Raw genomic sequence first — 21,068 nt, 5'->3', positions numbered from 1 at the left:
GCTCGGGGATTCCTCGGTGGGGCGTCAGCGCCGCTCGATCATCACATTGGTGGACTTGATGACCGCCGTGGCGGGTGCACCGGGGACCAGGTTCAGCTCCTCCGCCGACTCCCGGCTGATCAGCGACACCACCCGGAAGGGCCCGGCCTGGATCTCCACCTGCGCGGCCACGTCGCCGAGCACCACGCCGGTGACGATCCCCGGGAAGCGGTTGCGGGCCGAGGACGGCCGGCCCTCCACCTCGGCGTTCTCCGGCCGGGCCAGCTCCCGGGCGAAGGCGGCGAGTTCGGCGCCCGGGATGATCCGGTGCCCGTGCTCGTCCCGTGCGGCGGCGACCCGCCCGGCGTCCACCCAGCGCCGCATGGTGTCGGCGCTGACGCCGAGCAGCGCCGCGGCCTCGCCGATGCGGTACGGGTTGGCCGGCACCTCGGGCTGGCCCATGTGCGTCTCCTGACGGTGGTTCGAGATCCGGAGGCAGGTGCCCCCTTGCGCCATCCTGCCGTACGGACGGCGCGGGTGATCACGCAAAGGCGGTCACGGCTCGCCGAAGAGGTCGCGCCGCACCGCGTCCCCGGCGGTGAGCACCGCCCCGGCGAGCACCGCACCACCACCCGCCGTACCGGCCCGCACCTCGGTGCTCAACGGGGAGAGCCGGGCCAGCCGCCGCTCGACCCGGCCGGCCAGCTCGGGACCGCCGGCCCGGCCGATCTCGCCGCCGAGCACCACGCAGCCGGGGTCCAGCACCACGCAGACGCCCGCCGCGCCGATCGCGATCCGCTCGGCCAGCTCGTCCAGGAAGGCCTCGCCCGCCGCGCCGGCCGCCAGGGCGGCCCGTACGGCGGCCTCCGCAGCGGCGGCGTCCCCCGCCGGGTCGGCAGGCAGTCCGTGGGCGCGGGCCAGCGCGCAGATCGCGGCGCTGCCGACCAGGCCGTGGAAGCCGCCCTCGCAGCTGTCGGCACTGGGCAGGCCGACGGTGCCGGGGACGGGCAGGAAGCAGATCTCGCCGGTGCCGCCGGAGAAGCCCCGGCGCAGCCGCCCGTCCAGGATCACCGCGGCGCCGACGCTGTGGCCCAGCCAGAGCAGCACGAAGGTGTCGCGGTCGCGCGCGGCGCCGACCCGGTACTCGGCCCGCCCGGCCAGGTTGACCTCGTTCTCCAGGATCACCTCGGTGCCGGGCAACTGCCGCAGCGCGGCGAGGAGTTCGGCGTGCCAGGCGGGGAGCTTGCCGGTGCTCTGCAGCCTCCCGGTGGCCGGGTCGACCAGCCCGGGGGCACCGACCGCGACGGTGTGCAGCCGCTCGACGCCGGCGCCGCGCGCGGCCTCCAGCAGGGTGGCCACGATCGCCCCGGCGGTGTCCGGCCCGCCGTCGCCCTCGACCGGAACCTCGGCGACGGCGAGGCTGCGCCCGGCCAGGTCGGCGACGACCAGGCTGACGCCGCCGGAGCGGACGTCGAAGGCGGCGAGGTGGGCCCGGGAGGCGACCAGTGCGTAGAGCCGGGCGTTGGGGCCGCGCCGCTGTTCGCCGCGCTCGCCGACGACGGCCACCAGGCCGGTGCGCTGGAGGCGTTCGAGCAGGTCGGCGACGGTCGGCCGGGACAGGCCGGTGAGGCCGCGCAGCTCGGTCGCGGTCAGGGGGCCCTGTTCGAGCAGGAGGTTGAGTGCCAGCCGGTCGTTGATCGCCCGGGCGGTGCTCGGCGTGGCCGTACGCGCGGTGGTCATGGCAGCTCATCCTTCCAGAGTGTTTCTATCAGGATCCCTTCCTGATAATTTATCGAACCGTCCGGACGGCCAGCCGGTCGGCCCGGCCGCCGGACGGCCGTCCCCGCCGCGCGGGCCGGACGCACCACATGCTGCTTGACTGCCGACAGGGCCACCCACAGGGCACGTCGCGCCCCGCACCGCGCGACCGGGAGGGAAACACCCCATGAGCGGAACCACCGCACCACCACCGCCGGAGCCGCTGACCGCACCGCGCCGGGCCCGGGCGAGCATCGCCCTGGTCTTCTGCGTGCACGGGGCCGTCAGCGGCAGCTTCGTCACCCGCATCCCGTGGATCCAGGACCGCCTCCACCTCTCCGCCGGCCAGCTCGGCCTGGCCCTGGTCATGCCCGCCATCGGCTCCTCCCTCGCCATGCCGCTGGCCGGCCGCTTCGTGCACCGCTACGGCGGCCGGGCCGCGGTGCGCGGGCTGATCTCGCTCTGGTGCCTGGCCCTCGCCCTGCCCGCGCTCGCCCCCTCACTGCCGGTGCTGTGCGCGGCGCTGCTGGTGTACGGCGCCACGGCCGGGATGGCGGACGTCGCGATGAACGCCCAGGGCGTGGAGATCGAGGAGCGGCTCGGCCGCTCGATCATGTCCGGCCTGCACGGCATGTGGAGCGCGGGCGGCCTGCTGGCCTCCCCCTTCGGCATCCTCGCCGCCCACCTGGACCTCGACGCCCGGCTCCAGCTGGCCGTCACCGCGCTCGTCCTGCTCGCGCTCGCCCAGCCCGTCTGCCGCGGCCTGCCCGACATCCGGGCGCACGAGGGCGCGGAGGAGCCGCCACGGTTCGCCCTGCCGCCGCGCAGCTCGCTGGTGATCGGACTGGTCGGCTTCTGCGCGGTCTTCGCCGAGGGCGCCTCGATGGACTGGAGCGGCGTCTACCTGCGGGACGTCACCGGCGCCTCGGCCACCGTCGCCGCCGCCTCGTACACCGCCTTCTCGCTCACCATGGCAGTCAGCCGGCTCGCCGGGGACGCCGCGATCCGCCGCCTCGGCGCCGTCCGCACCACCCGCATCGGCGGCGCCGTCGCCACCGTCGGCGGCCTGCTGGTGGTCGCCGCCGACAGCCCGGCGCTCGCCATCCCCGGATTCGCCCTCATCGGTGTCGGCATCGCGGTGATCGTCCCGCTCGCCTTCGCCGCGGCCGGCCGGATCGGCACCAACCCCAGCCAGGCCATCGCGGGCGTCGCCACCGTCACCTACACCTCCGGGCTGATCGCCCCCGCGGTCATCGGCGCCCTCGCCCAGGCCACCTCGCTGACCGTCTCCTTCGGACTGGTCACCGCGCTCGCCTTCGCCCTGCTGCTGAGCGCCGGGGCGCTGCGGCTGACCGAACGGAACTCCGGCGGCGAAAACGTGATCGCAACGTCACCGGAAAAGCCTTCCGGAAAAGATCTCTCCACGATATGATGCCGAATTACCGAGGAATTTCCCGCTAAAGTCTCGAACCGCCGGGCGCGACCGCGTCCGGCGGTTTTCGCGCTCCGCGAGAGGGATTCCCCGTGTGCTACGACCCGGACGCCGCCCCACCCGCCTTCAGCCCCGCCCTGTGGCCGCTGGCCGAGGCCGCCCCCCTCACCCTGACCTCGGCCGACGGCACCCGGTTCGGCGCCTTCCTGGCCCGCCCGGAGGTCGTCACCGGACCGGGCGTGCTCCTCCTGCCGGACAACAAGGGCCTGTCCCCGTTCTACCGGCAGACCGCCGCCCGGCTCGCCGAACAGGGCCACCCGGCCCTCGTCCTCGACTATTACGGCCGTACCGCCGGAGCCTCCCCGGAAAAGCGCCCGGCGGAATTCGGCGAAATGCCGAACCTGCTCCCCCACCTCCTCGCGCTCACCCCCGAGGGCCTGGACGCCGACATCACCGCCGCACTGGAACGGCTGCGCGCCGACGGGCCCGACGAGGTGGTCGCGCTCGGCTTCTGCTTCGGCGGCCGGCAGGCCTTCCGCACCGCCGCCCCGCGCTTCGGCCTGGCCGGCGCGGTCGGCTACTACGGCTACCCCGACGCCATCAACGGCGCCCCGGGACCCACCCAGCTGGCCGGGGAACTGACCGCCCCGATCCTCGCCTTCTGGGGCGGCGCCGACGAGCACATCCCGGCGGCCACCGTCGAGGCCTTCGACGCGGCACTCACCGCGGCCGACTGCCCCCACGAGTTCGTCGGCTATCCGGGCGCACCGCACAACTTCTTCGAACTCGCCGCGGTCGACCACGCCGAGGCGGCCCGGGACTCGTGGCAACGCCTGCTGGGATTCCTCGCCCGACCGAGGTGAACCCCCGCTCCCGGAGGTCGACCCGATGCCCGTCGGCCCCGGGGGCACCCGGGGCCGGACCGGGCCGGCGGTAGCGGCACACAAACCGGGCCCACTCCCCCGGCGGCGCCCGGGCCCGCTCCCCGACCGGGCCCGGGGAGTGGGCGGGGTCGGGGCGCCGGTTAGGCTCGGGCGGTGTTCGAGCCCGATGCCGTTCCCGCACCGCCCGTCGCGACCGTTCCCGCGCCGCCCGCCGTGCCGCAGACGTCTGCCGTCGCGCCGCGCTCCCCCTGGTGGCGGTTCGCGCTGCTGGTGGTGGTGCTCGCGGCGGCCGCCGGGTCGCTGCTGCTGTGGAGCCCGACGGAACTGCTGTCCGGCGGGCTGGCGGACCGGATGCCGGGGTACTGGTTCGGCCCGCTGTTCGCCCTGGTCTACGCGGTGGGGACGCTCGCCTTCGTGCCCCGGCCGGCCCTGAACGCCGCGGCCGGGCTGCTGCTCGGCATCCAGCAGGGCGTGCTGCTGGCGGTGCTCGGCACCACGGTGGGCGCCGCCCTGGCCTTCGTGCTCGGCCGGGGCCTCGGCCGCGAGGCGCTGCGCCCGCACCTGCGCGGGAAGGTGCTCGGGGCGCTGGACCGGCGGTTCACCGAGCAGGGCTTCCGCAGCGTGCTGGTGCTGCGGCTGCTGCCCGGCATGCCGTTCCAGGCGGCCAACTACGGCGCGGCCTTCTCCGGGGTCCGCTTCCTGCCCTTCGTCCTGGCCACCGCGATCGGCGTGGTGCCGACCACCGCGGTGTACGTCACGGCGGCGGCCAGCGCGGGCCGACCGGGCTCGGCGGCCTTCCTGCTGTCGGCGGGGGTGATCACACTGCTGGTGCTGGGCAGCGTGGTGGGCCTGTGGCGGACGGCCCGGACCCGCCGCCGGGCGACGGCCGGCTGAACCGGCCCGAGCCGGCCACTTCGGCCCCGCGACGCAAAATCGTTCGCGCCCGTGCGCGGCCGGACGCCAGGATGGCGCGCATGACCGAACAGGCTCCGCGGGTGGACCCGCCGATGACGGCCGACGAGGCCGTCACCCTGACCGCCTTCCTCGACTACCACCGCAGTACGCTCGCGCTCAAGTGCGAGGGCCTGACCGACGACCAGCTGCGGCTGCGCTCCGTCCTGCCGTCAAACCTCTCGCTGCTGGGCCTGGTCCGGCACATGGCCGAGGTGGAGCAGTACTGGTTCCAGTCCGTCCTGCTCGGCCAGGAGATCACCGCCGGGCACTTCTGGACCAAGGAGAACGAGGACGGCGACTTCGACGACGTCGACACCGCCGACGTCGCGGCCGACTTCGCCACCTGGCACGCCGAGGTCGAGGCCGCCCGGCGCGCCGCGGCCGGCCTGCCGCTGGACACCGTCGGCAGGAACCTGCGCCGCGGCGAGCCGGTGACGCTGCGCTGGATCCTCACCCACATGATCGAGGAGTACGCGCGACACAACGGCCACGCGGATCTTCTGCGCGAATTGGTCGACGGCTCGACCGGCGAGTGACGCGGCGGGTGAAATCGTTTCCGCATTGTTGACAGAAGGTCAATTACGCAGTGACCGCGACCGATAAGGTCAACGCGCGCAACCGTACGGCGCTGCGCCGCGTCAGTGGGAGTGCCCGGGTTCGCCCGGGTTTCCGGCGCGGCACGACTCGTACGGGGGTTGCGAGCGGGCACGGGACCGGTGAACAGTGCGATACTCGGACAGTTCCGACGAGTGGATGACGTGTCAAGAACGGCACGCGCCCCCGGGGGACCAGGACGGGACGAGGCAGGGAGGCGCGGCATGGGAGCACTTCGCGACGAGCACCACAACGGGTGGCTGATGCCCTCGGGGAACTACCCGGCCGCGGTGTACGACGACGAGTGGGTCGAACAGGAGACGGCTCCGGCCGCCACCGCGCCCACGAAGATCGTCTCCCTGCGGCCGACGGGCTTCGAGGCGGCCCGGACGGTCGGTGAGCACATCCGGGCGAGCATCCCGGTGGTCATGGACCTCACCGAGATGGAGGAGGCCGAGGCCAAGCGCATGGTCGACTTCGCCTCCGGGCTGATCTTCGGCACCCGGGGCGGCATCGAGCGGATCGCCCGGAGGGTCTTCCTGCTCACCCCGGCCGACGTCGAGGTCATGGTGATCGACCGCCCGATGGACGACACCGGCTTCTACAACCAGAGCTGAACCGCCGCGGCCCCGCAGCGGCCGGGAGCGCGGCACCCCGAAGACCGGGGACGGTACCCACCGTCCCCGGTTTTTTGCTGCCCGGCCACCGAGATCCTGCGCATCATTTGAGAGCTCGAACAAAAGAATGAGACATTGATGTCTCACATGGATTAAACTCGGTCCATGGCCACCGATCGCGACACCGTCCTGGAAGCCGCCGTCGGCGTGCTCTCCCGCCGCCCGACCGCCCACCTGGACGAGATCGCGCGCGCCGCCGGCATCAGCCGCGCCACGCTGCACCGGCTCTTCCCGGGGCGCGACGCCCTGATCCGCGAGGTCGGCCTACTCGGGCTGCGCCGGTTCGCCGCCGCACTGGACACCGCCGAGGTCGAGCAGGGCGACGCCGAGGCCGCGCTGCGCCGCCTGGTGGACGCCTCCGTCCCGGACGCCATGCTCTGCGCCTTCCTGGCCGGCGAGAACCAGCTCTACGAGCACGACGACATCAACGACCTCTGGGAGGTGCAGATCGCCCGGCTGCACGCGCTCTTCCTGCGCGGCCAGCAGCAGGGCGTGTTCCGCATCGAGCTGAGCGCCGCCTGGCTGAGCGAGGCCTTCTTCGACCTGGTGGCCGGCGTCGGCTGGTCCATCCAGGACGGCCGGCTCGCCCCGCGCGACGCCGCCTTCTCGCTCGCCGAGCTGTTCCTCGGCGGCGCGCTGCGCAGACCGGACGCCCATACCCCCGTTCCCACTGCCCACAGCACCTCCGACCACAGGCCGGACACCGATAAACCATGAACACCCTGACCGCCCGCCAGCGCTGGACCGGCCTCGCCGTCCTCGTCCTGGCCGTGACCGTGGTCGCCCTGGACGCGACCGTCCTCTCCCTCGCCATCCCGTCGATCAGCGAGACGCTGCGCCCCAGCGGCACCCAGCTGCTCTGGATCGGCGACTCCTACTCCTTCGTGCTGGCCGGCCTGCTGGTCAGCATGGGCGCCCTGAGCGACCGGATCGGCCGCAAGAAGCTGCTGCTGGCCGGGTCCACCGCCTTCGGCGCCGCCTCGCTGCTGGCCGCCTACGCGCCGAGCCCCGGCTGGCTGATCCTGGCCCGCGCACTGCTCGGCGTGGCCGGGGCGACGATCATGCCCTCCACGCTGTCGCTGATCCGCAGCCTCTTCCCGGACGACCGGGAGCGGGCCACCGCGATCGGCATCTGGGGCGCGGCCGCCACCGCCGGCGCCGCCCTCGGACCGGTGGTCGGCGGAGTGCTGCTGGAGCACTTCTGGTGGGGTTCGGTGTTCCTGCTGAACATCCCGGTGCTGATCCTGCTGCTGGTGTCCGGCGCCTGGCTGCTGCCGGAGTCCAAGGACCCGACGCCGGGCCGCTGGGACGTGCTGAGCGTGCTGCTGTCGATGGCCGGCGTGATCGGCGTGGTGTACGCGATCAAGGAGGCCGCCGCACACGGCGTGGACCGCTGGGACGTGCCGACCGCCTTCGTGCTGGGCGCCGCGGCGCTGTTCGTCTTCGTCCGCCGCCAGCTGCGGCTGGAGACCCCGCTGCTCGACGTCCGGCTGTTCCGCGACCGGCGGTTCACGGCGGCCGTCTCGGCCTCGCTGATCTCCCTGGTCGGGCTCTCCGGCGTGATCTTCGTGGTCTCGCAGTACCTCCAGCTGGTCCGCGGCTACCAGCCGCTCCAGGCGGGCCTGGCGGAGCTGCCGGCCTTCGCGGGCTCGGTGGTCGGCGGCCTGCTGACCGCCCTGATCGCCCGGCGCTTCGGCGCCCGCAAGGCACTGACGGCCTGTCTGCTGGCGATGGGTCTGGGCGTGGGCGTGCTCGGCTGGCTGGCGCAGGACACCGCCTACCTGCTGCTCGCCGCCTCCTTCCTGCTGGTCGGGACGGCCGAGGGCGTGGTCTACACGCTCGGTGCGGACCTGGTGCTGAGCGCCGCGCCGGCCGACAAGGCCGGCGCCGCCTCGGCGGTCTCGGAGACGGCGTACGAGCTGGGCACCGCGCTCGGCATCGCGCTGGTGGGCTCGGTGGTCGGCTCGATCTACGCGAGCGGGCTCTCGGTCCCGGCCGGGACCGACCCGGCGGCCGCCGCCCGGGCCGGCGAATCCCTGGGCTCGGCCGTCGAGGCGGCGCAGGGCCTGCCGCCGGAGCTCGCAGGGCCCTTGCTGGCGAGCGCCCGGGAGGCCTTCGTCCACGGCATGAACAACGCCGGGCTGCTGGCCGCCGTCCTGCTGGTCGGTGCGGCCGTGATGGCCTGGCGGCTGCTGCGAGGGCTGTCCGACCCGAAGGCCGAGCCGGCGGCCGCGGCGGACGGCGTGGTCGACGCGCCGACCGCGCAGCCGAAGGTCGACGCGTAAGGGCACACAAGAACGGCCGTTCCCCCAGCGGGAACGGCCGTTCTCGTCTGCGGAACGATCGTTCTCTAGGAGGCCCCGAAGGGCAGCTCCAGCTCGGCCCAGACCACCTTGCCGTCCCGGGTGAGCCGGGTGCCCCAGCGCTGGGCCAGCTCACTGACCAGGAACATGCCGCGCCCGCCCTCGTCCTGCTCGGCGAACGGGCGCAGCTGCGGGGTCTGGCCGCCGGCGTCGGAGACCTCCACGGTGAGCACCCGGTCGCGGAACAGCCGCAGCCGGCGCGGCGCGTCCGCGTGCAGCAGAGCGTTCGTGACCAGCTCGCTGACCAGCAGCTCCGCGTAGTCGGTGAGCGCCGACAGGCCCCAGGCCTCCAGGGTGGCGCGGGTGAAGCGGCGGGCCCTGCCGGGCAGCCGGCCGCCGCCGGACAGCGGCAGGGCGGCGATCCGGTCGGCGGGCAGCGGCAGCACCCGGGCCATGATCATCGCGATGTCGTCCTCGGTGCCGTCGGTGACCAGCGCCCCGAGAACGGCGTCGCAGCTCTCCTCCAGGGTCCGGCCGGGTCCGGCCAGGGTGCGGGCGAGCAGGTCGATCCCGGCGTCCAGGTCCTGGCCGCGCCGCTCGACCAGGCCGTCGGTGTAGAGCGCGACCATGCCGCCCTCGGGAATGGTGAACTCGATCGACTCGAAGGCCACCCCGCCGACGCCCAGCGGCACCCCGGGCGGCACCTCCACCCTGGCGGCGGTGCCGTCGGGGGCGACCCGGACCGGCGGCAGGTGGCCGGCCGAGGCGACCTGGACGGTGCGCTCCAGCGGGTCGTACACCGCGCAGATGCAGGTGGCGAACTGGCCCTCGCCGATTCCGGAGGCGGTCTCGTCCAGTCGGGTGAGGACCTGCTCGGGCGGCATGTCGAGGGTGGCGAGGGTCCGGGCGACGGTGCGCAGCTGGCCCATCGTGGCGGCGGCCCGGATGCCGTGGCCCATCACGTCGCCGACCACCAGGGCGACCCGCCCGCAGGACAGCGGCACCACGTCGAACCAGTCGCCGCCGACCTCGCTGACCACGCTGCTGGGCAGGTAGCGGTAGGCGATCTCCAGGCCGAGGGTGCGGTGCACCTCCTGCGGCAGCAGGCTGCGCTGGAGGGTGAGCGCGGTCTCCCGCTCGCGGCGGTAGAGCCGGGCGTTGTCGAGCGCCAGCGCGGTGCGGGCGACCAGTTCCTCGGCGAGGGCGACGTCGGCGGCGGTGAACGGCTCGAGGTTGCGCATTCGGATGAACTCGGAGCCGCCGAGCACCATGCCCCGGGCGGTGATCGGCACCATCAGGTACGAGTGGATGCCCGCCGCCATCCCGGGGGCCACCCGGTCCTCGCTGGAGACCAGTCCGCGCAGCACGTCCTCGTCCACGTAGGCGCGCAGCAGCGGCTTCCCGCTGCGCAGACACTGGGTGTAGCTGCGGTCGGGGGCGTACTCGGAGGCCTCGCCGACCACGTCCACGGCGTGCGCGAGGCCGGTCTCGTAGGACTCCCCGACGGCGACGGCGCGCAGCGTGACGTTCCGGTCGGAGGGGATCGCGGTGGGCTCGGCGCCGCGCAGCACCGGCTCCAGCAGGTCGACGGTGGCGAAGTCGGCGAACCTCGGGACGACGGCCTCGATCAGTTCCTCGGCGGTGCGCTGGAGATCGAGGGTGGTGCCGATCCGGGCGGTCGCCTCGGCGATGGTGGCGAGCCGCTCCTGGGCCCGGGCGGCGCGGGCCTCGGCCTGGAAGCGCTCGGTGACGTCGATGATCGAGGAACAGACCCCGAAGATCCGGCCGGTGGAGTCCGCCAGCCGGAAGTAGGAGGCGGACCAGGCGTGGTCCCGGTTGGGATCGCCGGGGACCCGGCCGTGCGAGCGGGCGTCCACGACGGGCTTGCCGGTCCTCAGCACCTGGCGCATGATCTGCTCGATCTCGGTGCTGTTGATGCCGGGCAGCACCGCGGATATCCGGCGGCCGAGGTGGGCGGCGACCGGCACCCCGTTCATCCGGGCCAGCGCCTCGTTGATCCGGATGTAGCGCAGCTCCGTGTCGTAGACGGCCATGCCGATCGGTGAGCGGCCGAAGATGCCGTCCAGTACCGCGAGGTCGGCCTCGACGGCGTGCAGGGCGCGGGTGTCGGAGGCGGTGGCGAGCAGCAGCAGGGTGCCGGCCGGGCCGGCGATCGGGTAGGTGCGGAACTCCAGGTCGACCTTGTGGCCGTCGCGGTGGCGCACCGGGAAGACGCCGGACCAGCCGCTGCTGCTCATGATCCGCTGGAAGAGGCCGAGCACCTCGGAGCGTTCGGACTCGTCGGTGAGCAGGCGGGCGGCATAGCTGCCGACGGCCTCCTCCGCGGAATAGCCGAGCAGGGCCTCGGCGTCCTCGCTCCAGTGCAGGATCAGTCCGTCGTCCTGGAGCAGCGCCGTGGCGAGCGGGACGAGCCGATGGCCTTCGGGGCGGGCGCCCTCGGGACGTGCCGCGGCATCGTCCGGCACCGGGTCGGCGGCGGTCGCGTCCCACTCGTGTCCGTGCATGATCAGGCAGCACCCCGGTTCGGCTCGTGCCCGGCCGGGTGGGCCTCGCGGTCCGTGCCGGCCGGGGTTCTTCTCCAGACTGCACGGACATCGACCGCCCGGCGACCCCTTGGTCAGGGGGCGTCCGGCCGCTCCGGCTGTACGGGCGTCATGGGCGTACCGGCCGCAGCGTACTCTCCAGAACGGCCGCCCACTGCCGGATCACTCCGGAACGTCGGTGACTGTCGTCGGTGAGCAGGTTGGCGAGGCCCAGTCCGCGGGCGAGGTCCAGCGTGGCCTGCACCGATTCGCGCACCCCGGGGCGGTTCTCGTCGGCGTCCAGGAACTCCACGGCGGCCCGGTGGGCCTCCCGTCCGACATGGCCCTCCAGTGCGATGATCCGCTCGCGCAGCGCCTCCTCGGTGGCGGCGGCGGTCCACAGGTGCAGGGCGGCGCGGAACAGCGGGCCGGTGTAGAGGCGCACGATCATGTCGACCACGGCCCGGGTGCGGTCCGGCCCGGCGGCCGGCAGTTCGTCCGCGTGGGCGCGGACGGCTGCCAGCCGCTCGGCGGTGACGTGCTCGACGGCCGCGGTGAAGAGGTCCTCGCGGGTCGGGAAGTGGTGCTGGGCGGCGCCCCGGGAGACCCCGGCCCGCTCGGCGACGACAGCGACGGTGGAGCCGTGCCAGCCGAGCTCGGCCAGGCAGTCCACGGCCGCCGCGAGCAGCCGGGCCCTGGTCGCTCGGCTGCGGTCCTGCTGCGGGGTGCGGGCGGCGGGGTGGCTGGTCATGGCGGCGGGCGGTTCCTGTTCCGGTCGGGGCGCGGCGGGTCCCCGTCGGGGCGCGACGGGAAGATCCTCACAGACGGGCGCCGGTCTTCGGCCGCCGGGGTGGGCCCCGGCCGGTCAGCGGACGGCGGCGCGCGCGGCCTCACGGGCGCGCAGCTCACGGCGGAGGATCTTGCCGGCCGCGGACTTGGGGACGGCGTCCACGAACTCCACCGCGCGGACCTTCTTGTACGGGGCGACGTGTCCGGCGACGTACCCGGTGACCTCCTCCGCGGTGAGGGCGCTGCCCGGGGCGCGGACCACGAAGGCCTTGGGGCACTCGGTTCCCTCGGCGTCCGGGACCCCGATCACGGCGGCGTCGGTGATCTGCGGGTGGCCGAGCAGGACGGCCTCCAGCTCCGCGGGTGCGACCTGGTAGCCCTTGTACTTGATCAGCTCCTTGACCCGGTCGACGATGTGCAGGTAGCCGCGCTCGTCCACGAAGCCGACGTCGCCGGTGTGCAGCCAGCCCTCGGCGTCGACCACCGCCGCGGTCTCGGAGGGGCGGCCGAAGTAGCCCTTCATCACCTGCGGGCCGCGGATCAGCAGCTCGCCGCGCTCGCCGGGCCCGAGGTCGCCGTCGGAGCCGTCCAGGGCGGCGATCCGCAGCTCGGTGGAGGGGACCATCCGGCCGACCGAGCCGGGCGGCGGGTCGCCCTCGCGCGGGGAGACGACGTGGGTGACCGGCGAGAGCTCGGTCATGCCGTAACCCTGGAGCAGGTGCGGCAGGCCCAGGCGCCGGGCGCAGGCGTCGGCGAGTTCGTGGTCCAGTGGGGCGGCGGCGCACAGCAGGTACTCGACGGAGGAGAGGTCGTACTGCTCCACGATCGGGTGCCGGGCCAGTGCGAGGGCGATCGGCGGGGCGACCACCAGCGCCTGCACCCGGTGTTCCTGGATCGAGTGGCAGAACTGTTCCAGGTCGAAGCGGGGCAGCACGACCACGGTGGCGCCGCAGCGCAGCGGCTGGTTGAGCAGAGCGGCCAGTCCGTAGATGTGGAAGAACGGCAGGACGGCGAGCACCCGTTCGCCCTCGGCGGGGCGGTAGAGGGCGTCGCACTGGGCGAGGTTGGTGGCGATCGAGCGGTGGGTGAGCATCACGCCCTTGGGCAGGCCGGTGGTGCCGCTGGAGTACGGCAGCACGGCGATGTCCTCGCCGGGGTCGATGGCGACCTCGGGGGCGGGACCGGTGGCGGCCAGCAGGTCGGTGATCGAGCGGTGGCCCTCGGCGCCGTCCAGGACGACGATCTCGGCCAGCGGGCGGCCCTGTTCGGCGAGCAGTTCGGCAGCCGCACGGGCGGTCGGCAGGAAGGCGGAGACGGTGACCAGCCAGCGGGCGCCGCTGTCGCGCAGCTGGCCGGCCAGATCGACGGGCGTGGCGAAGGAGGAGACCGTGGTGACGGTGGCGCCGGCCCTGGTCGCGCCGTAGTAGGCCATCGGGTAGGCGGTCGAGTTGGGGCTGAAGAGGGCGACGACGTCACCGCGGCGCACGCCTGTCTCGGCCAGCCCGGCGGCCACCCGCTCGACGGCGGCGGCGAGTTGGGCGTAGCTGATGCTCTCGCCGGTGAGGCCGTCGATCAGGGCCGGACGGTCGCCGTGCCTCGCCGCGGCGCCGAGCACCGCTTCGTGGATCGGCAGGTCGACCACGGGGACGTCGGGGAACTCGCTTCGGAACACCAAGGTGAGCCTCCAGTAAGGAAGTTGACGCAGCAACAAAACCGGTGTGCGCAATTCGGTGCGGGGCGCGTTCAGGAGCATACGGACAGTCAGGGGCCTGGCTCGGCCATTGTGGGGAACCGGGGGTGGAGCAGTTGGTCCCCGGGGGCGCCCGGCAGGACGGTGTGCACCACGGCCGCCCGCCCCTGGAGCACCCCCGCCGCGAGACCCCACACCCCTGCCGCCGGCCGCCGGCTGCTCACCGCCACCGCGCCACCGCCGCCCCGGCCGCCCTCACCGCGCCGGGTGCCCACGGCACCGTCGGGGTGGACCACGAGGACCGGCGCACGGCGGTGTCCACCGTGGACTCCGTCCGGGTGTTCCCGAAGCGGGACTTCCCGGACGCGCCGGTCCACGGCGCCACCGACCGCGCCGAACCGCGGCTGCTCACCTGCGGCGGCAGGCTCGGCCCGCCGCACCGGATGTCAGGACGACACCGTGGCGTTCACTCACCTGAGTGCGGCTCGGTGACTCAGTACGACTTGGGCAGGCCGAGGGTGTGCTGGGCCACGTAGTTGAGCACCATCTCGCGGCTGACCGGGGCGACCCGGCCGACCCGGGTGGCGGCCAGCAGCGCGCCCAGCCCGTACTCCTGGGTCAGGCCGTTGCCGCCGAGGGTCTGCACCGCCTGGTCGACCGTACGGGCGGCGGCCTCGCCGGCGGCGTACTTGGCCATGTTGGCGGCCTCCCCGGCGGCGATGTCCTCGCCCGCGTCGTAGAGCAGCCCGGCCTTCTGGGTCATCAGCCGGGCCAGCTCGATCTCCACCGCGCACTGGGCCAGCGGGTGGGCCAGGCCCTGGTGGGCTCCGATCGGGGTGGACCAGACGGTGCGGGTCTTCGCGTACTCGACCGCCTTGCCGAGGGCCTGGCGGGCGAGGCCGAGCGAGAAGGCGGCGGTGAGGATGCGCTCGGGGTTGAGGCCGGCGAAGAGCTGGAGCAGGCCCGCGTTCTCGTCGCCGACCAGGGCGTCGGCGGGCAGCCGGACGTCGTCCAGGAAGACCTGGAACTGCTTCTCCGGGGCGACGATCTCCATCGGAATCGCCCGGTACTCGAAGCCGGGGGTCTCGCGCGGGACGACGAACAGGCAGGGCTTCAGCCTGCCGGTGCGAGCGTCCTCGGTGCGGGCCACGAACAGCACCGCGTCGGAGTGGTCGATGCCGGAGACGAAGACCTTGCGGCCGGTCAGCACCCAGTCGTCGCCGTCCCGGCGGGCGACGGTGGAGATCCGGTGCGCGTTGGACCCGGCGTCCGGTTCGGTGATGCCGAAGGCCATCTTGCGGCTGCCGTCGGCCAGGCCGGGCAGCCAGCGGCGCTTCTGCTCCTCGGTGCCGTAGCGGGCGATCACGGTGCCGCAGATCGCCGGGGAGACGATGAGCAGCAGCAGCGGGCAGCCGGCGGTGCCGAGTTCCTCCAGGACGATGGCGAGGTCGGTGATGCCGCCGCCCCCGCCGCCGTACTCGACGGGCAGGTTGACGCCGAGGTAGCCGGCCTTGCCGGCCTCCGCCCACAGTTCCTCGGCGGGCTCGCCGGCCCGGGCCTTGGCGAGGTAGTAGGCGGACCCGTAGCGGCGACCGAGGTCGCCGACGGCCCGGCGCAGGGTCTGGCGTTCGGGCGTCTCCAGGAGCTGACTGCCGATGCTGGACATTCGGGTCCTTCCTCAGGCTTCGGTGGGCTGGACAACGGCCAGCAGGGTGCCGGTTTCGACCTGCCGGCCAGGGGTGGCGCGCAGTTCGACGAGGGTGCCGTCGGCCGGGGCGGCGACGCGGTGCTCCATCTTCATCGCCTCCAGCACCAGGAGCGGCTGGCCGGCGGTGACGGGGTCCCCGACGGCGGCGACGACCCGGACGACGGTGCCGGGCATCGGGGCGAGCAGCGCCCCGGGGTCGGTGCGGACGGTGGGGTCGGGGAAGCGCGGCAGGGCGGTGAGCGCGGTGCCGCCGGCCGGGGTGTCGACGTGCACCCGGTCGCCGTACCGGGCGACGCGGTAGGTGCGCCGGAGCCCGTCCTCGGACAGCACGACCCGGTCCGGCGCGGCCTCGACGAGTTCGACCTCCGGGTGGTCCTCGGCCAGCAGCCCGCTGCGGGTGTGCCGGTAGCGGACCGCCGACTCGGCGCCGTCCTCGGCCCGGTAGCGCTTGAACTGCGGCTGGGAGGGCAGGTTGCGCCAGCCGGAGGGCAGGGCGCCGCGGCGGCCCGCGGCGTCGGCGAGGGCGGCGGCCAGCGCGGCGCGTTCGACGCCCTTGCTGTCCGGGGCGGTGAGTTCGGCCGTGTGCTCGGCCAGGAAGCCGGTGTGCAGGTCCGCGGCCAGGAAGGCCGGGTGGCGCAGCGCACGGACCAGCAGCTCCCGGTTGGTGGCCGGGCCGTGGATGCGGGCGCGGGCGAGCGCGTCGGCGAGCCGACGGGCGGCGGCGGCGCGGGTGGGCGCCCAGGCGATCACCTTGGCGAGCATCGCGTCGTAGTGCGGGGTGATCTCGCTGCCGGCCTCCACGCCGGAGTCCAGCCGGAGCCCGGCGCCGGTGAACTCCTGGTACGGCAGTGCGAGTTCGAGCCGGTGCAGGGTGCCGGTGGCGGGCTGCCAGTCCTTGGCCGGGTCCTCGGCGTAGAGCCGGGCCTCGATCGCGTGGCCGCGGGGGGCCGGGGGCTCGGGCGGCAGCTGCGCGCCCTCGGCGACGGCGAGTTGCAGCGCCACCAGGTCCAGGCCGGTGACCGCCTCGGTGACCGGGTGTTCGACCTGGAGCCGGGTGTTCATCTCCAGGAAGAAGAACCGGCCGTCCTCGGCGAGCAGGAACTCGGCGGTGCCGGCGCCCGTGTAGCCGATCGCCTTGGCCGCGTCGCGGGCCGCCGCGTGCAGTTCGGCGCGGACCTCCGCCGGCAGGCCGGGGGCCGGGGCCTCCTCGATCACCTTCTGGTGCCGCCGTTGCAGCGAGCAGTCGCGGTCGCCGACCGCCCAGACGGTGCCGTGGGCGTCGGCCAGCAGCTGGACCTCGACGTGCCGTCCGGCGGGCAGGTAGCGCTCGCAGAACACCTCGTCCGAGCCGAAGGCCTTGGCCGCCTCGGCGCGGGCGGCCGCCAGTTCGCCGGGAAGGTCCGCCAGGCTTCGGACGACGCGCATGCCGCGCCCGCCGCCGCCCGCCGCGGCCTTGACCAGCAGCGGCAGGTCGGCCTCGGTGGGCTCGGTGAGCGCGCCCAGCACCGGCACCCCGGCCTCGGCCATCAGACGCTTGGCGGCGGTCTTGGAGCCCATCGCGGCGATCGCGGCCGGCGGCGGGCCGACCCAGACCAGGCCCGCGTCCAGCACCGCCTGCGCGAAGTCGGCGCTCTCCGACAGGAACCCGTACCCGGGGTGGACGGCATCGGCCCCGGCGGCCAGCGCGGCCCGGACGATCAGGTCGGCGCGCAGGTAGGTGTCGGCGGGCGCGGCACCGGGCAGCCGGACGGCCGCGTCGGCCTCGCGCACGTGCGGGGCGCCGGCGTCCGGATCGGAGTGGACGGCGGTGGTCGCGACGCCGAGCTCCCGGCAGGTGCGGAAGACCCGGCGGGCGATCTCGCCCCGGTTGGCGACCAGCAGGTTGCCGATCGAAGTCGTGGAAGTCATCACGCGTTCCCTCACAGTCGGAAGACGCCGTAGCCGCGCGCGCCCTCGACCGGCGCGTTGTGGATCGCGGACAGACACAGGCCGAGCACCGTACGGGTGTCGCGCGGGTCGATGACGCCGTCGTCGTAGAGCCGGCCGGAGAGGAACACCGGCAGCGACTCGGCCTCGATCTGCTGCTCGACCATCGCGCGGATCGCCGCGTCCGCGTCCTCGTCGTACGGCTGTCCCTTCGCCGCGGCGGACTGCCGGGCGACGATCGACAGCACCCCGGCGAGCTGTTGCGGGCCCATCACCGCGGACTTGGCGCTCGGCCAGGCGAACAGGAAGCGCGGCTCGAAGGCGCGGCCGCACATGCCGTAGTGGCCGGCCCCGTACGAGGCGCCCATCAGCACCGACAGGTGCGGGACCGTGGAGTTGGCGACCGCGTTGATCATCATCGCGCCGTGCTTGATGATGCCGCCCTGCTCGTAGTCCTTGCCGACCATGTAGCCGGTGGTGTTGTGCAGGAAGAGCAGCGGGGTGTTCCGCTGGTTCGCCAGCTGGATGAACTGGGCGGCCTTCTGGGACTCCTGGCTGAACAGCACGCCCTGCGCGTTGGCCAGGATGCCGACCGGGTAGCCGTGGAGCCGGGCCCAGCCGGTGGCCAGGCTGGTGCCGTAGAGCGGCTTGAACTCGTCGAAGTCGGAGCCGTCGACGATCCGGGCGATCACCTCGCGCGGGTCGAACGGCACCTTGAGGTCGCCGGGGACGATGCCCAGCAGCTCCTCCTCGTCGTGCTTCGGCGGCTCGGCCAGCGGGTCCGGGTCGGGGCCGGGCTTGCGGTGGCCGAGCCGGGCGACGATCCGGCGGGCGATCCGCAGGGCGTCCGCCTCGTCCGTCGCCACGTGGTCGGCCAGGCCGGAGGTGCGGGCGTGCATCTCGGCGCCGCCGAGCGACTCGTCGTCGGCCTCCTCGCCGGTGGCCATCTTCACCAGCGGCGGGCCGCCGAGGAAGACCTTGGCCCGCTCCTTGACCAGTACGGTGTGGTCGGACATGCCGGGCACGTAGGCACCGCCGGCCGTCGAGTTGCCGAACACCACGGCCACGGTGGGGATTCCGGCGGCGGAGAGCCGGGTGAGGTCGCGGAACAGGGCTCCGCCGGGGATGAAGATCTCCTTCTGGCTGGGCAGGTCGGCGCCGCCGGACTCGACCAGGTTCACCAGCGGGAGGCGGTTGCGCAGCGCGATCTCGTTGGCCCGCAGGGCCTTGCGCAGCGTCCAGGGGTTGCTGGCGCCGCCGCGTACGGTCGGGTCGTTCGCGGTGATCACGCACTCGACGCCCTCGATCACCCCGATGCCGGTGACCAGTGCGGCGCCGACCGGGTGGTCGCTGCCCCAGGCGGCCAGCGGGGACAGCTCCAGGAACGGCGAGTCCTGGTCGACCAGCAGCTCGATCCGTTCACGGGCCGGCAGCTTGCCGCGTTTCCGGTGGCGTTCCAGGTACTTGGGACCACCTCCGGCCAGGGCCTTGGCGTGTTCGGCGTCCAGGGCGGCCAGCTTGGCGAGCATCGCGGCGCGGTGCTCGGCGTACTCGGGCCCGGCCGGGTCGACGCGGGTGGGCAGGACGGTCACAACAGGACCTCCGGAATGTCGAGGTGGCGGGCGCGCAGCCACTCCCCGAGGGCCTTGGCCTGCGGGTCGAAGCGGTGGCGGGCGGCGACGCCCTCGCCGAGCAGGCCCGTGAGGGTGAAGTTGACCGCGCGCAGGTTCGGCAGCAGGTGCCGGGTGACGGGCAGCTCTGCCGCCTCGGGGAGGAGTTCGCGCAGTCTTTCGACGGTGAGGGCGTGCGCCAGCCAGCGCCAGCCGTCCTCGGAGCGGGCCCAGACGCCGAGGTTGGCGTCCCCGCCCTTGTCCCCGCTGCGGGCGCCGGCCACCAGGCCGAGCGGGGCCCGCCGGGTGGGGCCGGCCGGCAGCGGTTCGGGCAACTCGCCCTCCACCGGGTGGGCCTGGGCGGTGACGGGCGGCGGGGGTACGGCGATCCGGCGGCCGTCCGGCAGGACGGCGGTGTGCTCGACGGCCTTCGCGTCGACGTGTGCGGCACTGAACACCCCGTACGGAGTGCCCGGTCCGGGTGGGGCGGTGAGGTGGAAGCCCGGGTACCCGGCCAGCCCCAGCTCGACGGCGGCCTTGCCGAGTTCGCGGCCGACCTTGGCCGGGTCCGGGTCGCGGGCGGCCAGCCGGAGCAGGGCGGAGGCGGCCTCCTCGGTCGGGGCGTCCGGGTGGTCGGTGCGGGCCAGCGTCCAGCGCAGTTCGGCGGGACGGGCGCCGGGCGGCAGGGCTTCGGCGAACTGCCGCCGTACCAGGGCGGCCTTGGCCTCGATGTCCAGGCCGGTGAGGACGAACACCACCTCGTTGAGGTGGCCGCCGAGCCGGTTGAGGCCCGCCTTCAGGGTGGGCGGCGGGGCCTCGCCGCGCACGCCGTCGATCCGGACCCGGTCCGGGCCCTCCTCGGTGAGCCGTACGGTGTCCAGCCGGGCCGTGACGTCCGGGCCGAGGTAGTGCGGTCCGGCGGTCTCGTACAGGAGTTGGGCGGTGACGGTGCTGGTGGTGACGGCGCCGCCGGTGCCCGGGTGCTTGGTGATCACGCTGGAGCCGTCGGCGTGCAGTTCGGCCAGCGGGAAGCCCGGGCGGGTCACGTCGTGCTCGCGGAAGAAGGCGTAGTTGCCGCCGGTCGCCTGGGCGCCGCACTCCAGGACGTGGCCGGCCACCACGGCGCCGGCCAGGGCGTCCAGGTCCTCCGGGGTCCAGCCGAAGTGGGCGATCCCGGGGCCGACGACCAGTGCCGCGTCCGTCACCCGGCCGGTCACCACCACGTCGGCGCCGCCGGCCAGGCAGGCCGCGATGCCGAACCCGCCGAGGTAGGCGTTGGCGGCCAGCAGGCCCTCGGGCAGGCCCAGTTCGGCCCGGCGCGGGAGCAGGTCGTCGCCCTCGACGTGGGCGACGGCCGCCTCGACGCCGAGCCGCCGGGCCAGCGCGCGCAACTCCTCGGCGAGCCGGGCCGGGTTGAGGCCGCCCGCGTTGACCACGATCTTCACGTCGCGCTCGCGGGCCAGCCCGAGGCACTCCTCCATCTGCCGCAGGAAGGTCCGGGCGTAGCCGAGCGACGGGTCCTTCAGCCGGTCCCGGGCCAGGATCAGCATGGTCAGCTCGGCCAGGTAGTCCCCGGTGAGCACGTCCAGCGGTCCGCCGGTGAGCATCTCCCGCATCGCGGCGAAGCGGTCCCCGTAGAACCCCGAGGCGTTGCCGATCCGCAGTACCGCGCTGTCGCGCACCAATGCGCCTCCCCTGCCGGTGAGTTGGCCGCGCCCGGGCGGGCACCGCCGGGCAGCAGCGTGGCACCGCCCAGAGAAAAAAGCAATCACGCTTGCTTGTTTATTCGATTCCGGCCCCGTCTCCCCGCACACGGAGTGTGACCGGAAGTCCCAGCCGGCGACGGGAAGCCGCAGTCGGCGGCACCACCGTCCAGCTGCGGACCGTCATCGCACGCCCGCCCGCCTCCCCTGCGGTCCGTGCGTCACTCACCGCTGTTGCGCCGTCACTCCGACGGGTGTTGCATGGCAGAGGCGAGGCGCCGGCGCGAGGGCCCACGAAAACGACGGAAACCGGGTACGGACGTCAGGCGAATTGCGATTGCCGACCGATTCTCTGTGCCACGTTCACGGTGTCATGTTCACCGTGTCACGCTCACGCGGTCGGCGGCCCGCCGGTGTCGCCTCAGTAGGGTCGGGGACTGGCGCGGTGGCCGTTGCTCCGTTTCCAGTCCCCGCCGCTTCAAACCGTGCATGCAGTTCTCCCGCACACGGCTTTCCGA

16 protein-coding genes are annotated in these 21,068 nt (G+C 74.0%); 7 read left to right on the top strand and 9 right to left on the bottom strand.

Annotation, left to right across the window (positions count from 1 at the left end; all coding sequences use genetic code 11):
* Positions 1 to 24 precede the first annotated feature (24 nt).
* On the bottom strand, positions 25 to 441 hold the full coding sequence (locus AB0O11_RS21395) for a helix-turn-helix transcriptional regulator (protein ID WP_363389180.1): 417 nt from the start codon (positions 439 to 441) through the stop codon (positions 25 to 27).
* 93 nt (positions 442 to 534) lie between these two features.
* Positions 535 to 1,719, bottom strand: a complete 1,185-nt coding sequence (locus tag AB0O11_RS21390; RefSeq protein WP_363389178.1) for an ROK family transcriptional regulator — start codon at positions 1,717 to 1,719, stop codon at positions 535 to 537.
* A 205-nt stretch (positions 1,720 to 1,924) separates the two neighbouring features.
* On the opposite strand from AB0O11_RS21390, the gene AB0O11_RS21385 reads away from it, so the two are divergent.
* The 7 genes from AB0O11_RS21385 (at position 1,925) to AB0O11_RS21355 (ending at position 8,563) form a co-directional block, all read left to right on the top strand.
* A complete protein-coding gene (locus AB0O11_RS21385; protein ID WP_363389174.1) occupies positions 1,925 to 3,169 on the top strand; it encodes an MFS transporter in 1,245 nt (414 codons plus the stop codon).
* A 92-nt stretch (positions 3,170 to 3,261) separates the two neighbouring features.
* Positions 3,262 to 4,032: a dienelactone hydrolase family protein gene (locus AB0O11_RS21380; protein ID WP_363389171.1), complete on the top strand. Its 771-nt coding sequence runs from the start codon at positions 3,262 to 3,264 to the stop codon at positions 4,030 to 4,032.
* A gap of 174 nt (positions 4,033 to 4,206) precedes the next feature.
* A complete protein-coding gene (locus tag AB0O11_RS21375; protein WP_363389168.1) occupies positions 4,207 to 4,947 on the top strand; it encodes a VTT domain-containing protein in 741 nt (246 codons plus the stop codon).
* Between the two features lie 80 nt (positions 4,948 to 5,027).
* Positions 5,028 to 5,543, top strand: a complete 516-nt coding sequence (locus AB0O11_RS21370; protein ID WP_363389166.1) for a DinB family protein — start codon at positions 5,028 to 5,030, stop codon at positions 5,541 to 5,543.
* 282 nt (positions 5,544 to 5,825) lie between these two features.
* Entirely contained in the window at positions 5,826 to 6,218 is a 393-nt protein-coding gene (locus AB0O11_RS21365) for a cell division protein SepF (protein ID WP_363389163.1), read from the top strand.
* A 165-nt stretch (positions 6,219 to 6,383) separates the two neighbouring features.
* Positions 6,384 to 6,995 (top strand): helix-turn-helix domain-containing protein, encoded by a 612-nt coding sequence (locus AB0O11_RS21360; protein ID WP_363389160.1) that lies wholly within the window; start codon positions 6,384 to 6,386, stop codon positions 6,993 to 6,995.
* Positions 6,992 to 8,563 (top strand): MFS transporter, encoded by a 1,572-nt coding sequence (locus tag AB0O11_RS21355; RefSeq protein WP_363389157.1) that lies wholly within the window; start codon positions 6,992 to 6,994, stop codon positions 8,561 to 8,563. Before AB0O11_RS21360 ends, AB0O11_RS21355 begins: the two co-directional genes overlap by 4 nt.
* A gap of 65 nt (positions 8,564 to 8,628) precedes the next feature.
* Here the strand turns inward: AB0O11_RS21355 and AB0O11_RS21350 are convergent, their stop codons facing one another.
* From AB0O11_RS21350 to AB0O11_RS21320, 7 genes are all read right to left on the bottom strand, one after another.
* Positions 8,629 to 11,106: a SpoIIE family protein phosphatase gene (locus AB0O11_RS21350; RefSeq protein WP_363389155.1), complete on the bottom strand. Its 2,478-nt coding sequence runs from the start codon at positions 11,104 to 11,106 to the stop codon at positions 8,629 to 8,631.
* A 148-nt stretch (positions 11,107 to 11,254) separates the two neighbouring features.
* Positions 11,255 to 11,875, bottom strand: a complete 621-nt coding sequence (locus tag AB0O11_RS21345; protein ID WP_363389152.1) for a TetR/AcrR family transcriptional regulator — start codon at positions 11,873 to 11,875, stop codon at positions 11,255 to 11,257.
* Positions 11,876 to 11,989: 114 nt separating this feature from the next.
* Positions 11,990 to 13,588, bottom strand: a complete 1,599-nt coding sequence (locus AB0O11_RS21340) for a 4-coumarate--CoA ligase family protein (protein WP_363389149.1) — start codon at positions 13,586 to 13,588, stop codon at positions 11,990 to 11,992.
* A 508-nt stretch (positions 13,589 to 14,096) separates the two neighbouring features.
* Positions 14,097 to 15,269, bottom strand: a complete 1,173-nt coding sequence (locus tag AB0O11_RS21335) for an acyl-CoA dehydrogenase family protein (RefSeq protein ID WP_363389146.1) — start codon at positions 15,267 to 15,269, stop codon at positions 14,097 to 14,099.
* 12 nt (positions 15,270 to 15,281) lie between these two features.
* Complete coding sequence (locus AB0O11_RS21330; protein WP_363389143.1) at positions 15,282 to 17,219, bottom strand: biotin carboxylase N-terminal domain-containing protein; 1,938 nt, start codon at positions 17,217 to 17,219, stop codon at positions 15,282 to 15,284.
* 11 nt (positions 17,220 to 17,230) lie between these two features.
* Complete coding sequence (locus AB0O11_RS21325) at positions 17,231 to 18,829, bottom strand: carboxyl transferase domain-containing protein (RefSeq protein ID WP_363389140.1); 1,599 nt, start codon at positions 18,827 to 18,829, stop codon at positions 17,231 to 17,233.
* A complete protein-coding gene (locus AB0O11_RS21320) occupies positions 18,826 to 20,529 on the bottom strand; it encodes an acyclic terpene utilization AtuA family protein (RefSeq protein WP_363389137.1) in 1,704 nt (567 codons plus the stop codon). The genes AB0O11_RS21325 and AB0O11_RS21320 overlap by 4 nt, the downstream gene beginning before the upstream one ends.
* Positions 20,530 to 21,068 lie beyond the last annotated feature (539 nt).

Origin of the sequence: Kitasatospora sp. NPDC093102, from assembly GCF_040683915.1 — a bacterium.
Taxonomy (GTDB): domain Bacteria; phylum Actinomycetota; class Actinomycetes; order Streptomycetales; family Streptomycetaceae; genus Kitasatospora.
Note: the sequence above shows the minus strand (reverse complement) of the source record. Positions and strands in the feature narration are given on the sequence as shown.

Excerpts from the sequence above, each read along its gene's own strand:
- AB0O11_RS21330 (WP_363389143.1), bottom strand. The coding sequence starts at position 17,219 with ATGACTTCCACGACTTCGATCGGCAACCTGCTGGTCGCCAACCGGGGC.
- AB0O11_RS21355 (WP_363389157.1), top strand. The coding sequence starts at position 6,992 with ATGAACACCCTGACCGCCCGCCAGCGCTGGACCGGCCTCGCCGTCCTC.
- AB0O11_RS21365 (WP_363389163.1), top strand. The coding sequence starts at position 5,826 with ATGGGAGCACTTCGCGACGAGCACCACAACGGGTGGCTGATGCCCTCG.
- AB0O11_RS21335 (WP_363389146.1), bottom strand. The coding sequence starts at position 15,269 with ATGTCCAGCATCGGCAGTCAGCTCCTGGAGACGCCCGAACGCCAGACC.
- AB0O11_RS21360 (WP_363389160.1), top strand. The coding sequence starts at position 6,384 with ATGGCCACCGATCGCGACACCGTCCTGGAAGCCGCCGTCGGCGTGCTC.
- AB0O11_RS21370 (WP_363389166.1), top strand. The coding sequence starts at position 5,028 with ATGACCGAACAGGCTCCGCGGGTGGACCCGCCGATGACGGCCGACGAG.
- AB0O11_RS21395 (WP_363389180.1), bottom strand. The coding sequence starts at position 441 with ATGGGCCAGCCCGAGGTGCCGGCCAACCCGTACCGCATCGGCGAGGCC.
- AB0O11_RS21385 (WP_363389174.1), top strand. The coding sequence starts at position 1,925 with ATGAGCGGAACCACCGCACCACCACCGCCGGAGCCGCTGACCGCACCG.
- AB0O11_RS21345 (WP_363389152.1), bottom strand. The coding sequence starts at position 11,875 with ATGACCAGCCACCCCGCCGCCCGCACCCCGCAGCAGGACCGCAGCCGA.
- AB0O11_RS21390 (WP_363389178.1), bottom strand. The coding sequence starts at position 1,719 with ATGACCACCGCGCGTACGGCCACGCCGAGCACCGCCCGGGCGATCAAC.
- AB0O11_RS21350 (WP_363389155.1), bottom strand. The coding sequence starts at position 11,106 with ATGCACGGACACGAGTGGGACGCGACCGCCGCCGACCCGGTGCCGGAC.